Below are 14,767 nucleotides of genomic sequence, written 5' to 3'. Positions count from 1 at the left end.
AGAGCCGTGGTTCCGGCTTCTCGCCCCCCTGACGTGTGTGGACGTGTGGCCGTACCCTGGTCGGCACGGGCAGTGGGAACTCGGTGACGGCTGGTGACGACGGGGGAGGTCACAAGCGTGGAAGGGCGCAGTCCTGCGCGGGTTCGCAATGAGTTGGTGGCCGGCGTCGTCGACGTGCTCCAGGAGTCGGCCACGATGCGGCACACGACCAGCGCCGACTTGTTGGTGACCATGCTGGCCCAGGAACTGGACGCGCCGGTGGAGCCGTTACGGGGGGAGACGCTGCGTCCGTGGCTGCTGCACCTCGTCGAGAGCTGCGCGCGGGTTCCCGACGGGCTGTCCTGCCTGGTGCGTTGCCTCGGATACGTGGAGCAGCGGTCCGCCGGGGTGACGGCGCTGCGGCGCCTGGTGGACGAGTGGGAGGCGGTCGACTTCTTCGAGGGCGCCGATCTGCATCCCCTGCGACCGGTCCTGCTGGAGCTGCGCTCGGCGTCGGCGCTGGCGGCGATGGCACGCCGGGCCAGCCGGTCACGCACCCAGGAGCTGCCCTCGTGGTGCGACACGGGCTGGGCCGTCTTCCTGCGGCTGGCCGGAGACAACGCGGCGGCGAAGGAACTGCCCGTGAGCATGGCGTTCCTGTCCCTGGCCGCCGACCAGTTCGTCGAGGACGGGCAGATGGAGGCGGCCGAACTGCTGCGCCGCTGGAACCGCCGGCAGTCCCGTGCCTGGCGGCTGGAGGACCAGCTCGCCCAGTGGCAGCGCGGCAGTGTCACCGAGCCGGCCGTCTCGCTGATGCCGGCGTATCTGATGATCCAGTTCGAGCCGGACGGTGTGGACCCCGAGCGGTACTACCTCTCCCACTGGCGGCAGTCGGACTCGGAGGGCTGGCACCCGGTCCCGGGCGAGACGCTGCACCTGCACCGCAGCCAACTGCCCACCGAGGTGGAGACGTTGATCGAGCAGACCGAGGAGCGCTGGTCCGACCTGCGGCAGCCCGTGGTGCTCGAGTTCATCCTGCCGTGGGAGCTGCTGGGGGAACCGGTCGAGTGGTGGCACAAGGAGTCGGACTCGGGCTCCCCCACTCCGCTGGTGATGGACTACACGGTCCTCGTCCGCAGTTTCGAGCGGCTGCGCAAGGCCGCCTGGCACCGGCCGTGGCACAACAAGTGGCGTCAGTACAAGGACCGACCGGCGGACACGCACTCGTACTGGAACCGGCCCGGCCACTCGCACTTCCACCTGGAGCGGGAGCTGAAGGAGGACGAGAACGCCGTATGCCTGGTTCTCAGCGAGCCGCCCGGTACGGAGTCCGCCACCGGCCGCCAGGAGTACCTCGCGGGGCTCAGAGCCGGGGTGCCCGCCATGATCTGGCATCGCGGCGACTGTTCCGATCCGGCCTTCAAGGAGGCGGTGGCGGACATCGTGCAGGACCGGGGACTGGGCGGACTGCTGGAGCGGGCCGGAAGATGGCGCAAGGACGCGCTGGCCATGGGGCCGGAGGGGTGGGACAACCACGTGGGACGCCATCTGGCGATCCTGCTCGACGACCCGGAGCGCAGGCCGGGCCCGCCGGGCCCCCACCACGCGCCGGTGCGCCCGTGACCGGGGCGGCCGGGGTCACGGGCGCACGGACCGTCCGCCTGCGCGGGGAGGTGCCCGCAATGAACCAGCGTGCCTCCGCCGGCCCGCTTCCGCGCCGCACCGGCCCTCCTGCTTCCGGCATGCTCTTGCACACGCCTCGCGCGAACCGCCCTGCGCACTTGCTCGGGGGGTGGACGCGCTGCGACGCTTTCCCCGTGGCTGTCACGCCTGCCTGGAGTCCGCGCGACTCCGCGACACTCCCGCCGTCACTTCGACGCCTGCCGCCACATCCACGCCTGCCGTCACTACGATGCTCGCCGACCCTTCGACGTCTGCCGTCACCACGTCGGCCGTCACTCCGACGCCTTGAGGGCACCCATGCACGATGACGACGGGCTACGGCCGGCACAGGCCGCGCGGACACGCCGTGAGGCCGCTCAGGTTCTGAGCCGGCTCGGACGGTCGGACGGACCGCACCCCGCGGAGGCGGTTCTCGTCGTCGACGCCCATCCGACGATGCGGGTGTGGGACCGGGCGGTCCGCAGCGACCTGGTGGACCAGCTGGAGCGGACGGAGAACCGCACCCGGGTGCGGGTGCTGCCCCTGCTCGGGACCGACGAGACGGACCCGGCGCGGGTGGGGCTCCAGGAGCCGCTCGGCGCGGCCCCGGCGGGCACCCGCCGGGTGGTGCTGGTGGTCACCGACGGTCTGGCGGCCGGCTGGCGGCTCGGCGCGGTGCAGCCGCTGCTGCGCACCTGGGGGCGCACGGACCCCGTCGCCGTACTGCACCTGCTGCCCCCGCACCTGTGGTTCCGCACCGGGCTGAACGTGAGCCGCGTGCGCATCCGCGCCGCCCGGGCCTGGGCGGCCAACCGTGCCTGGGAATGGGAGGAGCGCGAGGTCCCGGCCGGGTTACCCGGCGCCGACGACTCCGAGGGTGAGGCCGGGAGGGATGCGGTCATCGTCCCCGTGCTCGCCCTGACCGGCCGCTGGGCCGGCGCGCTGACCCGTCTGGTCGCCGAGCCGGAGCACCAGTGGCTGGATCTGTCCGCCGTCCGGGCGCAGGCGTGGAAGAGCCGGCCCGACGCGGCGCGCGCCGTCCCCTGGGCGGAGGACGTGCCCGACCCGCACAGCACGGTGCCGGCCGCGGTCCGGGTCTCCGACTTCCGGGCGGCGGCCAGTCCGACCGGTTTCTCCCTCGCCACCCGGCTCGCCGCCGCGCCGCTGAGCCTGCCCGTCATCCACCGGATCGTCGCGACGACCCCGGACGCGGGCCCGGTGCACGTCTCCGAACTCCTGATGAGCGGTCTGGTCCGGCCCACCGGGACGAGCGGGGAGGGCGCGGCGGACGTGGCCTTCATCTTCGCTCCCGACGTCCGGGAGGAACTGCTGGCGCTGGGGCGCCGAAGCGCCACCGCACGGGTCCTGCACGACGTACGCGCGGTCCTGGCCGAGGACACGCCGGCCGGCTCCCCGCTGCCGCCCCCGCTCCTGCCGCCCCCCGACGAACCCCTCGACACCCTGGCGATGCCACGCGTCAACCAGCGCAACATCGCCTTCCTCCGCGTGGAGCTGACCGCTCTGCGGGCCCTGTCGGGACGCTACGACCAGCGTGCCGCGATGTTGGCGAAGGTGCTGAGCTGGCACGATCGGCGATACGCGGTGAGCCTGGAGAAATCACCACGTACCGCCTCGGGACACGCGCACTCCGGTTCGGCCCCGGCGGTGGTCGAACACGGTGCTACGACTGAACCCCGGACCGCTTCCGAAGGAGCCTCTCAGATGTCGACAACACCCCAGCGGACAGCGGAGGGGGACCGCACCACACAACCGCGCGTCTGGGGGAATCTGCCGCCCCGGAATCCGAACTTCACCGGCCGCAGCGAGCTTCTGGAACTGCTCGCCCAGCGGCTGCGCGAAGGCACGACGACGGTGCTGCCGGAAGCGATCCACGGCATGGGCGGCGTCGGCAAGACACAGCTCGCGATCGAGTACGCCTACCGGCACCAGGCCGAGTACGACGTCGTGTGGTGGATCCCCTCGGAGCGGCCGGGGCAGATCGGCCAGGCCCTGGTGGAACTGGCCCAGCGGCTGGGCCTGGTGACCACCACGGAGGCGAACATCGCGGGCCCCGCCGTCCGCGAGGCGCTGCGCGAGGGACGGCCGTACTCGCGGTGGCTCCTCATCTTCGACAACGCCGACAACCCGGAGCAGGTCCGCCACTACTTCCCGCAGGGGGGCAACGGCACGATCCTCGTCACCTCCCGCAACCGGCGGTGGGGGCAGGTCGGCGGATCCCTCGAAGTGGACGTGTTCACCCGCGAGGAGAGCAAGGAGCTGCTGCGCCGCTCCGGGCCGCCGCTGAGCGACGCCGAGGCGGACCGGCTGGCCGAGGCTCTGGGCGACCTGCCGCTGGCGCTGGAACAGGCCGCGGCCTGGCGGGCGGAGACCGGGATGCCCGCCTCCGAGTACCTGCGGCTGTTCGAGAACAAGCGCATGGAGCTGCTGGAGGTGGCTCCGCCACCGGACTACCAACTCCCCGTCGCCGCCGCGTGGAACGTCTCCCTGGACCATCTGGAGACCCGAAGTCCCGCCGCGCTGCGGCTGTTGCAGCTGTGCTCCTACTTCGCCCCGGACCCGATCTCCCGGTCCATCTTCTCCGGCCTCGGCAACAGCAGCATCTTCCCCGAGCTGGACGCGGCGCTGAACGACCCGATGAGGCTGGCCCGCGCGATAAGGGAGGTGAACCGCTACTCGCTCGCCCGCATCGACCACCGTACGAACTCCATCGAGATGCACCGGCTGGTCCAGCTCGTGCTCAACAACCGCATGAGCCTGGAGGAACAGTCCCGTATGCGCCACGGGGCACACACCCTGCTGGCCGCCGCCGACCCCAGGACCCCCCAGGACCCGGCGAGTTGGCCCCGGTACTCCGAGCTCTACAGCCACGTCATCGCCTCCGAGGCGATCAAGTCCGACCAGCCCTGGGTGCGCCAGCTGGTCAGGAACGTCGGCGAGTACCTCTACTGGTGGGGTGACCACGAGGTGTCGCTCGACTTCTCCGAGCAGGCGTGGGAGGCCTGGCTGGAAATCTTCGGCGAGGAGGACCAGCAGACGCTGCTCATGGGGCAGAAGCTGTGCTTCCTGTACTGGGTGGTCGGACGCTTCGACGACGCGGCCCGTCTGGTGAGCCACCTCAGAGAGGTCTACGAGCGCACCGCCCCCGCGGACCAAGAGGACACCCGGGAGGACGCGCTCGACGCCCTTCAGCTCGAAGCCGCCGTGCGCCGGGTGGAGGGCAGGTTCGCCACCGGAGCCGAACTGGACCGGATCGCCTACGAACGGGCGCACCGGGCGTTCGGCGAGGACGACCCCACCACGCTCAACACCGCCCACAACCTCAGCGTGAGCCTGCGTCTGATCGGCGAGTTCCAGCAGGCCCTGGAGCTCGACCGGCGGACCCTCGCCCTGAAACTGCGCCTGTACGGCCGCGAGGGCCGCACGACCCTGCACTCGGAGACGCACGTCGCGATCGACGTGCGGGAGACGGGGGACTACATCGGAGCCCGCGCCCTGCAGGAGTCGGTGCTCAGCGGCTACCGGACCGTGTTCGGCCGGGGCAACCCGGCGACGGTGGAGGCGATGCGCCAGCTCAGTGAGGCCTGCCGCAAGGAGGGCGACCACGTGCGGGCGCTGGAACTGGCCACCGAGGCGCACGCGCAGTTCACCCGCCGCTACGGCGAGACCCACCCCCAGTCGCTGGCCGCGGCCCTGACCCTGTCGGTGGCGCTGCGGCAGAACGGCGATCTGGAGGCGGCCCGGACACGGGGCGTCAAGGTGTGCGAGGGCTACCGTCAGATCTACGACCCGCACCACCCGCACGCGCTGTCCGCGGACGTCGACCTCGCCGTGACCCTGCGTCTGCTCGGCCGGCCCGACGAGGCCCGGCGCCTCGACGAGGCGGCGCTCGCCTCGCTCACCGACCGACTCGGCGCGGGCCACCCGCTCGCGCTCGTCTGCGCCATCAACCTGGCCAGTGACCTGGCCGCGCTCGGGGAGCACGAGGAGGCGCGGCGCCGGAGCGAGGACTCGCTGGCCCTGTGCCGGGTCACCTTCGGGCAGGACCATCCCACCACGCTGGCGTGTGCGGGCAATCTGTCGCTCGACCTCGTCTCCGTGGGGGCCGAGGCCCAGGCCGCCACCCTGCGGGAGGACACCCTGGAGCGCATGGAGCGGGTGCTCGACGTGCCCCGGCTGCAGAGCGAGTCGGGCACCCGGCACGCGGCCACCGTGCAGTTCAGGAACCGAGAGCGGGCCAACTGCGACATCGACCCGCTGCCGCTGTGACCGGCCGCGCGGCCGCCCCGCGGGGCGGCCGCGCGACATGTGGAAGGCGCAACGGCCCCTAGCTCTCCGCCGTCCCGCCGGACGCCAGCCAGGCCGCCAGGTGCACGGGGTCCGCGCGGCGGCCCGTCGAGGCCTCCAGGGCGTCCTGGAGGGCGCGGGCCCGCTCCGGGTGACGGAGCAGCAGCCGGGACGCGGCGCGGTGGGCGGGGTCGTCGGCCAGGGCCCGGCCCAGGCCCGCCCAGGCGGACACGGGCGCGCCCTTGCGGGTCAGCCTCTCGACGTGGGCGGCGCGGGCTCCGGCGCTGTCGCCGCGGGCCAGCAGGACGTCGGCCGGGTCGGCGCCGTCGACTGCCCCGGCGTCGCCGCCGTGGCGGCCGGCGGTGCACCGCCAGGGTCCGTCCGGCTCGCCGAGGCGGTGGCGGGCCAGGACGGCCGCGCCGTCCAGGAAGCGCGCCTCGGTGTCCGGCACCAGGATCGGTTCGGCGGCCAGGGAGGACGGAGCGCGGGCGGCACCGCGCCGCCAGGCGCGCACCGCCTCGTCGACGGCGGCGGCCGGCGGCCGCAGGTGGTGCGCCCGCCAGCGGGCCAGGTGGTCCTCGGCGGCCTCCTGGGCCAGGCGCAGCTCGGCCGCCGGGACCTCGTCGGCCATCCACTCGGCGCACCGTGCGTGCAGGCTCTCGACGACGCGGTGCCCGAGCGGTGTCAGCTGCTCGTGTCCGCGGACCGCGTTCAGGGTGGACCACACCTGGGTGCGCCACAGCGCGAACTCGAAGTGGGCGGTCGGGGCGTCGGCCGGGGCGGCGGTCCGCCGGTGTGCCCGCCAGAACCGGGTCACGCCGAGGAAGGCGTAGATGCCCTGGAGCAGGCCGCCCAGGGGGCGCGGGTCGTCGCGCCAGGGGGCGTACAGCAGGTGTTCCGGGGACGACGGGTCCGGCGGTGGCACGGTCAGTGCCTCCAGGTGCATCAGGCCGCCGAGCTTGGTGTGCTGGAACTCGTGGACGAGGGTCGCGGCGAGCTGGGCGACGTCGTCCGGCCGGGATGCCGTGAGGGCGCCGAAGGCGTCGCCGGCGGTGCTGCTGTGCGGCCGAAAACGTTCTCTCGACGCGGTGGGCGTCAGCGACATCAGCCCGCGTCGCATGGCCTCGGCGCTCTCCGGGTCGTCACGCAGGACCGTGTCCCACGCGTCGGCGAGGAGCGACCGCCACAGCTCCGCCTCCGGCTCCGGCAGCGGGCGCGGCTCACTCGGGCGGGGGAACGTCCGGTAGGGATCGAGGTCCTCCAGCACCAGGGTCTTCGCACCCTCCCCCGAGCCCAGGGTCAGCAGGCGTCGCGGGTGCCAGTCGGGGACGCGGACGTCCCACGGCGGCGCGACCTCCACCTCGCCGCGCGTGCCGCTGATCCGCAGGTGGCCCTCGTGTCCCGCGACGCGGGCGGTGCTCCACGCCTTCCCGTCCGGCAGGACCGCGCATCCCAGGGTCGGCAGCGGCACCAGTCCGCCCCGCACGGGAACGGTGATCGAGAAGTCGAGTCCGGCTCTGGCCGCCGCGGCGGCGGCCAGAGCCGCGAGATGCCCGAGGACCACCCAGCGCGGGGCCTCCTCGTAGGACCGCCCCCTGGTCCGGCGCACCGCGAGCGACACCCACATCCCGGTGTTCGGGGACATCAGGACGTCCTCGAACGCCTCGGGCGACCGGTGCTGAGCGCGGGTCAGCAGGGTCCAGGCCTCCGCGTACCCGACCGGGTCCGCCCGCTGCGCGGGCGGGGCGCCCCGGGACAGTTCGTCGTCCAGTGCGCGCAGCAGCAGGAGGCGGCGGCTGCGCTCGGCGTTCAGGAGTTCCGCGACGACCGCACCGTCGCCGTCGCCGCGGGCGAGAGCGAGGACACCGGCTTCCGAGAGCCGGTGGAACGGCAGGTGGTCCCGCCGTACGCCGTCGTCCCGTACGTGGTGCCCCTGTGCGTGGTCCCCCCGTCGCGTGGCCTCAGCAGCCACGGATTCCCCACTGCACCGTTCCGATCACCTCATCGCGTCAGTCGAAGCGGGACGGGTTGTACGACAGCGTGATGGCCTGCGGGCCGTCGATGTGGTGCAGCAACTGCTCCAGCGACTCGGTGAAGGCCGGGCCGTCCATGGACCGCAGCGCTTCCAGTGAGATCCCCGAGAGATCGACGAGATCGGACTCCACGGCAGGCATCGTCTGTTCCACGGCTGCCAAGTCCCCTCCCGTACACGCGAGTCGTCACCGTCGGTGCCCTCATCCATGATGACCCAGCGCGGCACAAGTCGAAACCCCGTTTCCCGGCCGCGCCGCGAGATCAAGTCAGCTGTAGAGCCGGGCCAGTTGGGCGGCGGCCTCGTCCACACGGTCCGCTTCCGCCGACGATCCCTCCAGCAGGCGCACCGCTTCGAGGAGTTGGTCGAGGGTGCCGGGATAGCGCAGACAGGTGCGCACGACGCCGTAGACGTCCATCCGCAGCCGGGGGTCGCGGGGGCTGTTCGCCGCGACCCGGTCGCTGATGCTCTCCAGGAGGAGGGCCATGCCGTTCGGGCTGCGCAGGGTGGGGAGTGCGGTCAACGCGTCGACGAGAGTGACCAGTTCGCGCAGGGGGACGTCGGGAGGCAGCGAGGCGAGGACGGGGACCGGGCGGCGAAGGCCGTGAGGGCTGTGCGGATCAAGCGGGCCGCGCGGGCCGCGCGAGCTGTTCGGGTCGCGCGAGTCGTGCGCGCCGTCGGTGCGGGCGAGGGCGTCGCGTGCGGGTAGTCCGGCGTGCTGCTGGAACAGCTCCAGTTCGTCCGGGGAGAGCCAGTCGTACCAGCGTTCCACCCGGCGGGCCGCGAGCCTTCCCAGGCCGTCGGCGCGGTGATGGGCGCTCAGCACACCGATCACGGCTCCGTCGCACCAGACGGCCGCGCCGGACATCCCCTCCCAGGGGGAGCGTTCCGGTTCGACGTCGGCGGGCGGTACGGCCACGGCCAGTTCGAGGGTGCCCTCGCGGCGGTTGGACAGCACGGAGACCGTGCCGGAGACGTGGCAGGAGTCCCGGTACTGGCTGGGCGACCCGTCGTCGAGCGGACGCGCGGTGTCCTGGCGGAGTTTGAAACGGGGGAAGCCCATCGCGGTGAAGGGCAGCACCACGTCCGTGCCGGGCACCGCGGCCCAGCGCGGCGGGTCGGCGGCGGGAGCGCCGGGCGGCATGTGCGCGAGCTCCAGCAGGGCCACGTCCGCCGTCTCGGCCAGCACTACGACGTGGGCGTCGGCACTCCACTCCCCCGGCTGGTCGGCGTCGAAGCGCACCCGCAGCGCCGCCACCGGGCCGGTGACGACGTGCGCCGCCGTGAGCACGAAGGACCCGCCCACCCGGTAGCCGGAACCCCGGCGGCCGGGCAGTCCGCCGTGCCGGCCGACCAGTATCTCGGCGACGCGCGCCGCCTCCAGTCCCCGTCCCCCCGACCCGCTCACGCGGGTCCCCTACCCCTCCCGCCCCGGGCGTACGCGAGACCCGTGCCGTCGTAGGGAGGTTCACGAGCCCGAACGTACCGTCCGCCGCCGACGGCGACGGCGCACGGGTCAGGGGCGCGTTCCGACTTCGGCGTGTGCGGTGTGGTCGAGGGTCCACCGGTGCTCGATCTCGAAGCGGGAACCGGTGCGTCGTTCGACCACCACCTCCGCCGAGGCCCTTTCGCTGTTGGTGCAGGTGGCCGTCGCTCCGTCCGGATCGGTGTAGCCGAGCGTCACGCAGTCGCCCGGGTCCTGGCGTACCACGATCGACAGCCGGCGCCGTCCGACCCGGCCCCGCACCGACCACTCCGGCAGGCCGATCCGGGCCTTGAACAGCGGCGCGGCGAGCAGCGGATCGGCCGGCCAGTCCCGTCCGCCGACGCGTAGCCGGAGCAGGGGCAGGGGTGGCAGCAGGCGCATTCCGGGACGGCGCGCCACGGCGGCGACCACCTCCAGGACGTCCCCACCGCCGAGCCCGGCGTGCAGCCAGGCCCAGCGCCGGGCGTTGCCATGACCCGCGATACGGGCGACCGCGCCCGTGGCTCCCGTCAACTTCAGCCGCTCCGCGCCGACTTCGACGAAGCCGTCGAAGCGCGCGTCCGGTGCGGGCACGATCTGCGCCGCCGGCAGGACCGCCCGTTCCCAGGCCCAGCGAGGGAACGTGTACAGGGGGGCGCCTGCCTCGTGGACGTCCAGTCGCCATCGGATCCGTCCCGCGCGTCCCGACAGGCGGGCCCGCGAGGCGTGCACGTCCGCGGACGTGAAGTAGACCCCGCCGGAGTCGTCCTGCTCCGACACGGTCTGCTTCGATCCGGGCGCGCCTGCCGCCCCTGCCGCCCCAGCGCCGATCTGCCCGGCGCCGGTCTGCCCGGAGTCGAGCGGCTCGGAGTCGGTCTGCGCGGCCCCGACCGGCTCGGCGTCGGCCGTGAACCGCTCGGTCACCGGGGGCCCGCCGGGAGGGAAGACCGAGATCCAGCCGTGAGCCCGGGCCGGGCCCGGTGAACCGTCCGGCGGGGTGACCACCTCGTGGTGGATCCACACCCCGGTGCCGGTCCGTGGGTCGGTCAACGTCGCGTACCAGACCTCCAGCCGGCCCGGCCGGCCCCGCAGCCGCGGTGAGTAGAGGCGGGCGACGTCGTCCTGATTCCGTTTCATCGGCTCTCTCCCAGCGCGTTCTTCAGGACGCCCCGGCGGCCGGCGGTCGACCCGTCCGGTGCCGGAGCCCCGTAGCGGACCGCCACACCCGCCTCGGCCGCGCGGGCCACGATGTGCGGGCAGGCACGTTCGGCCAGCGCGGCGACGGTCAGGGACGGGTTGACGCACAGCGAGGTGGGCACCGCGGCCGCGTCGGTGACGAACAGGCCGGGGTGGCCGCGCAGTTCGTTGTGGTCGTCCAGCGCGGAGCTCGCGGGGTCGTCACCCATCCGGCAGGAGGACAGCGGGTGGGCGGTCAGCGAGCCGACCACCTCGTTCCACGGGCGTACCCGGGCGAGCCGGTCCCGCTCCAGTACCGCTCGCGCCTCGGTGTCGGCGGCGGCCCAGCCGCGCAGGGTGTTGGCGGAGGGCCGGTAACGAAGGCTGGACAGGCCCACCGAGGACGCGACGCGGGTGAAACTTCCGGTGGCGGGTGGCGCACCGAAGACACCCTCGTTGTCGTCCTCGGTCATGGCCAGCACCGAAAGCCAGGACCGCCACCGGGCCCGCAACTCCTTCTTCTGCACCCCGAACCAGCTGGAGTCCGGATGATCGGTGGCCTGCGCCAGGATGTTGGTGATTCCGGGGAAGTAGATCTGCTGCAGGGAGAAGCGGGTGAACTCCGGTGCCCTCGGGTCGAGTCGGTCGAACGACATCGACCCGATCGGCTTGCCCACGGGAAAGGCCTCGTAGGGTGTGCCGGGTGCCCGCTCCAGGCCCAGCAGATCGCGGACCTTGGACTCGTCGACGTCGGCGATGGAGACCCGGTCGCCGTTTCCGGAGAAGTACCGGCCGACCGCGCCCGGCACCCCACCGAGCAGCGCGGCCGAGCGCCGCAGCAGCACGGGCGTGCCCAGGGCGCCGCCGGCGAGCACCAGCACCTTGGTCTCGATGGTGCCGGCGGCCACCGGCACCCGGTAGTCGTCCGCGTCGAGGACGGTGTAGGCGACCCGGTAGCGGTAGCCGGGCGTGGTGGCCGGGGCGATCGTCTGCACCTCGTGCAGGGCCCGGATCTCGGCGCCCGCCGCGGTGGCGGCCGGAAGGTAGTTGAGCAGCATCGAGCGCTTGGCGTCGAAGTGGCAGCCGCTCAGCATCCAGTTGCAGTTGGTGCAGCGGTCCAGGTCGACGGCGACCGGGACCGGATTGCAGGTGCGTCCGGCGCGGGTGCACGCGGCAGCGAACAGGCCTCCTGGGTAAGGGACTTGGTCCCATCGGGGCAGGGCGACCGGGAGGGTCTCCTCCACCCGGTCGTACCAGGGATCCAGCGACGCGCGGGTGAGCGAGGCGGGCCACAGCCGGTGGCCGAGGCCGCCCCGGCGGTCGAAGACGAATCCGGGCGCGCGCAGTGAGGCGGCGAAGTACACCACGCTGGAGCCGCCGACGCAGTTGCCGGCGACCACGGTGATGCCGTCGCCCTGCACCAGGTCCACCGTGCGGGTGTAGCTTCCCATGCGCAGGTCGTGGGCGAAGTCCGCGGACCGCAGGTGTGGCCCGCGTTCGAGGACGACGACCCGCGCTCCGCCGGCGGCCAGGTGGTAGGCGGGGATGGAGCCGCCGAATCCGCTGCCTACGACCAGCACGTCCGTACGTTCGGTGACGGTCATGCCGGGCTGCCTCCCGTGGTGGTTCGTGGGTGTTCCCACGCGAGCCGTCTGCCGTACGAGTACTGCGGGAAGCGCCAGAGCCCGTCCGGGTCCGGTGCCGGGAAGCGCAGCCAGGCCAGGCCGGGGTGGCGCTCGCCGATCGCCTCCGTGGTGTGCAGGTGGGCCGCGGTGTCGAAGGCGGCCGCGCTGAACAGGGCCAGCAGGACCCAGATCTTCTGGTCCGTCTCGGCGGGGCGCAGCAGCGTGGCGGCCAGTTCGGTGCGGTCGGCGAAGTCCAGTGCCGTGAAGGCGGGCCGGGTGGGCGGCAGCACGCGCCCCCTGGCGAGCGCGTAGGCCGTGGCTCGCGTGTTCAGCAGTACCGCCAGTTCGGGCAGGAGCGGGCCCAGCTCGAGTTCGGGCAGCCGCAGCAGGGCGATCGCACCGGCCTGTACCGCGCCGGCGCCGGACGCCGCCCCGGCGACGGCCCGGTCATCGGCGTACCGCTTCTCGCCCGGGACCATGGTGTCGGCGAACGCCTCCAGGGTGGCGACCACGCCGCCGCTCAGTGGCACCGCCGCCGCGGCGGCGGACGGCGCCGCGCGCGCGAGGGCGCCGGTGGTCACCGCGGCGAGCGCCCCGGCCAGACCGGCGATCAGCCGCCGCCGCGTGAGGAGGTCGCTCATGGCCGCGCGCCGGGGCACGGCAGGCCGGCGGGAAGGTGCACCGTCGTGCCGAGGGCCGCACGCGCGACGGCGTCGGCGAGCCGCGGATCGTACGGCCGCAGCACCCGGGCCGCGTGCGCGGGTGTGGCGGGCAATCCGGCCACGGTCAGGTGGCGCAGCCGCGCGCCGGCGCTTGCCGTGCTCTTGTCGAACCAGTAGCTGCCGTCCCAGCCCACCAGTTCGGCGCCGTGCGGCCGCGCCTGCACGCTCCAGTGGTCCAGCTGCCAGTAGCGGCAGGCGGGGACGGCGACGGCGAAGCGCGCCGGCTCGGCCAGCAGGAACCGCAGCGCACCGCCGTTGCTGACGGTGATGTCCCGTTTGGAGTACTCCACGCACAGCGGGTCGGTGCCGATCAGGCTCAGCGGGGGGCTCTCCCCCTCGCCGAAGTGGTGGAAGGTGCAGTCGGCCCCGAACGCCGGGTCGGTGTAGCCGGAGACGGGGCCCGGGCCGGGGCCGCCAGCGGCGTCGGCGGGCGTCGCACCGAGCGTCAGCGTCATCAGTGCGACCAGGCCCGCGGCGACGGAACGGGGGAACGAAGCCATGGCAGGACCCTCTTGTGGTGGCGGCTGCGACCGGCGCTTGTTACTCACCAGTCAGTTGGCGCCACATCCTGATCGCGCGTCATCTCCGCGGGCAAGACCCCAGTCCCAAGTCCTTCATGTCTTCACAGCACGGCACGATCGCCCCCGCGAACCGTCCTCACGGGCCGGTCGCGCGCGTCCGGGGCCGCCGCGGCCGGGCCGGCGGCCCCCACCGGTCGTCGGCCGGCCGCGAGGCGAGGTCCTGGTCGTGAAGGCGTCAGTCTCCGGAGGAGAAGGCCGAGTCGAAGGACTGGGCCGAGGGCTCGATCGCTCCGAGCGCGCGGATGAACCGCAGGGCGTCGGGGGCACCGACCATGCGGTCCATGCCCGCGTCCTCCCACTCCACCGAGATCGGCCCGTCGTACCCGATGGAATTGAGCATCCGGAAGCACGCCTCCCAGGGGACGTCCCCGTGCCCGGTGGAGACGAAGTCCCAGCCGCGGCGCGGATCCGCCCACGGCAGATGGGAGCCGAGGCGGCCGTTGCGCCCGTTGAACCTCTTGACCGACTCCTTGCAGTCCACGTGATAGATGCGGTCCTTGAAGTCCCACAGGAAGCCGACCGGGTCCAGGTCCTGCCAGACGAAGTGGGACGGGTCGAAGTTGAGCCCGAACGCCTCCCGGTGGCCGATCGCCTCCAGGGTGCGCACCGTGGTCCAGTAGTCGTAGGCGATCTCGGAGGGGTGGACCTCGTGGGCGAAGCGCACGCCGACCTCGTCGAAGACGTCGAGGATGGGGTTCCAGCGCTCGGCGAAGTCCGCGTAGCCGCGCTCGATCATCTCCGGCGGAACCGGCGGGAACATCGCCACGGTGTGCCAGATCGAGGATCCCGTGAAGCCGACGACGGTCTTCACCCCGAACGCGGCGGCCGCGCGCGCGGTGTCCTTGATCTCCCGCGCGGCGCGCTGCCGGACGCCTTCCGGCTCGCCGTCGCCCCAGATGCGGGCGGGAAGGATGCCGCGGTGGCGCTCGTCGATGGGATGGTCGCAGACGGCCTGGCCCGTGAGGTGGCAGGAGAGCGTCCAGCAGCGCAGGTTGTACTTCTCCAGCAGGGCGCGGCGGCGCGGGATGTAGTCGTCGTCGGCCAGTGCCTTGTCGACCTCGAAGTGGTCGCCCCAGCAGGCGATCTCCAACCCGTCGTACCCCCACTTCGCCGCCAGCCGGCACACCTCCTCGAACGGCAGGTCGGCCCACTGACCGGTGAACAAGGTGATCGGGCGTGGCATCGGTTCCTCCGGTTGGTTCGTCGGTCCGGGCGGTCGT

The 14,767-nt window shown here is 73.2% G+C and carries 10 protein-coding genes; 2 read left to right on the top strand and 8 right to left on the bottom strand.

Translation table 11 applies throughout. From position 1 onward, the window contains the following. The first annotated feature begins 156 nt into the window (after nucleotides 1–156). Both ACF1A5_RS12140 and fxsT read left to right on the top strand, forming a co-directional pair. Entirely contained in the window at nucleotides 157–1,602 is a 1,446-nt protein-coding gene (locus tag ACF1A5_RS12140; protein ID WP_392192736.1) for a hypothetical protein, read from the top strand. Nucleotides 1,603–1,959: 357 nt separating this feature from the next. Continuing rightward, nucleotides 1,960–5,928, top strand: a complete 3,969-nt coding sequence (gene fxsT, locus ACF1A5_RS12135) for an FxSxx-COOH system tetratricopeptide repeat protein (RefSeq protein WP_392192735.1) — start codon at nucleotides 1,960–1,962, stop codon at nucleotides 5,926–5,928. Nucleotides 5,929–5,986: 58 nt separating this feature from the next. On the opposite strand, the gene ACF1A5_RS12130 is transcribed toward fxsT, so the two are convergent. From ACF1A5_RS12130 to ACF1A5_RS12095, 8 genes are all read right to left on the bottom strand, one after another. Then, the gene (locus tag ACF1A5_RS12130; protein ID WP_392192734.1) at nucleotides 5,987–7,918 is read right to left on the bottom strand and encodes an HEXXH motif domain-containing protein; all 1,932 of its coding nucleotides are present in this window, start codon (nucleotides 7,916–7,918) and stop codon (nucleotides 5,987–5,989) included. Nucleotides 7,919–7,955: 37 nt separating this feature from the next. After that, nucleotides 7,956–8,141 (bottom strand): hypothetical protein, encoded by a 186-nt coding sequence (locus ACF1A5_RS12125; RefSeq protein WP_392192733.1) that lies wholly within the window; start codon nucleotides 8,139–8,141, stop codon nucleotides 7,956–7,958. Nucleotides 8,142–8,246: 105 nt separating this feature from the next. Beyond that, complete coding sequence (locus tag ACF1A5_RS12120) at nucleotides 8,247–9,386, bottom strand: trypsin-like peptidase domain-containing protein (protein ID WP_392192732.1); 1,140 nt, start codon at nucleotides 9,384–9,386, stop codon at nucleotides 8,247–8,249. A 108-nt stretch (nucleotides 9,387–9,494) separates the two neighbouring features. Next, the gene (locus ACF1A5_RS12115; RefSeq protein ID WP_392192731.1) at nucleotides 9,495–10,580 is read right to left on the bottom strand and encodes a hypothetical protein; all 1,086 of its coding nucleotides are present in this window, start codon (nucleotides 10,578–10,580) and stop codon (nucleotides 9,495–9,497) included. Continuing rightward, nucleotides 10,577–12,223 (bottom strand): GMC family oxidoreductase N-terminal domain-containing protein, encoded by a 1,647-nt coding sequence (locus tag ACF1A5_RS12110; RefSeq protein ID WP_392192730.1) that lies wholly within the window; start codon nucleotides 12,221–12,223, stop codon nucleotides 10,577–10,579. The genes ACF1A5_RS12115 and ACF1A5_RS12110 overlap by 4 nt, the downstream gene beginning before the upstream one ends. Beyond that, a complete protein-coding gene (locus tag ACF1A5_RS12105) occupies nucleotides 12,220–12,885 on the bottom strand; it encodes a DUF5987 family protein (RefSeq protein WP_392192729.1) in 666 nt (221 codons plus the stop codon). The genes ACF1A5_RS12110 and ACF1A5_RS12105 overlap by 4 nt, the downstream gene beginning before the upstream one ends. After that, the gene (locus ACF1A5_RS12100; RefSeq protein WP_392192728.1) at nucleotides 12,882–13,466 is read right to left on the bottom strand and encodes a hypothetical protein; all 585 of its coding nucleotides are present in this window, start codon (nucleotides 13,464–13,466) and stop codon (nucleotides 12,882–12,884) included. Before ACF1A5_RS12100 ends, ACF1A5_RS12105 begins: the two co-directional genes overlap by 4 nt. A 256-nt stretch (nucleotides 13,467–13,722) precedes the next feature. Then, entirely contained in the window at nucleotides 13,723–14,730 is a 1,008-nt protein-coding gene (locus tag ACF1A5_RS12095) for a sugar phosphate isomerase/epimerase family protein (protein ID WP_392192727.1), read from the bottom strand. Nucleotides 14,731–14,767: the final 37 nt, after the last annotated feature.

Source organism: Streptomyces sp. NPDC014864, assembly GCF_043081525.1.
Taxonomy (GTDB): domain Bacteria; phylum Actinomycetota; class Actinomycetes; order Streptomycetales; family Streptomycetaceae; genus Streptomyces.
The sequence above is the reverse complement of the archived record's forward strand: the minus strand, read 5'-3'. Positions and strand labels throughout refer to the sequence as shown.

Excerpts from the sequence above, each read along its gene's own strand:
- fxsT (WP_392192735.1), top strand. The coding sequence starts at position 1,960 with ATGCACGATGACGACGGGCTACGGCCGGCACAGGCCGCGCGGACACGC.
- ACF1A5_RS12115 (WP_392192731.1), bottom strand. The coding sequence starts at position 10,580 with ATGAAACGGAATCAGGACGACGTCGCCCGCCTCTACTCACCGCGGCTG.
- ACF1A5_RS12110 (WP_392192730.1), bottom strand. The coding sequence starts at position 12,223 with ATGACCGTCACCGAACGTACGGACGTGCTGGTCGTAGGCAGCGGATTC.
- ACF1A5_RS12105 (WP_392192729.1), bottom strand. The coding sequence starts at position 12,885 with ATGAGCGACCTCCTCACGCGGCGGCGGCTGATCGCCGGTCTGGCCGGG.
- ACF1A5_RS12100 (WP_392192728.1), bottom strand. The coding sequence starts at position 13,466 with ATGGCTTCGTTCCCCCGTTCCGTCGCCGCGGGCCTGGTCGCACTGATG.
- ACF1A5_RS12095 (WP_392192727.1), bottom strand. The coding sequence starts at position 14,730 with ATGCCACGCCCGATCACCTTGTTCACCGGTCAGTGGGCCGACCTGCCG.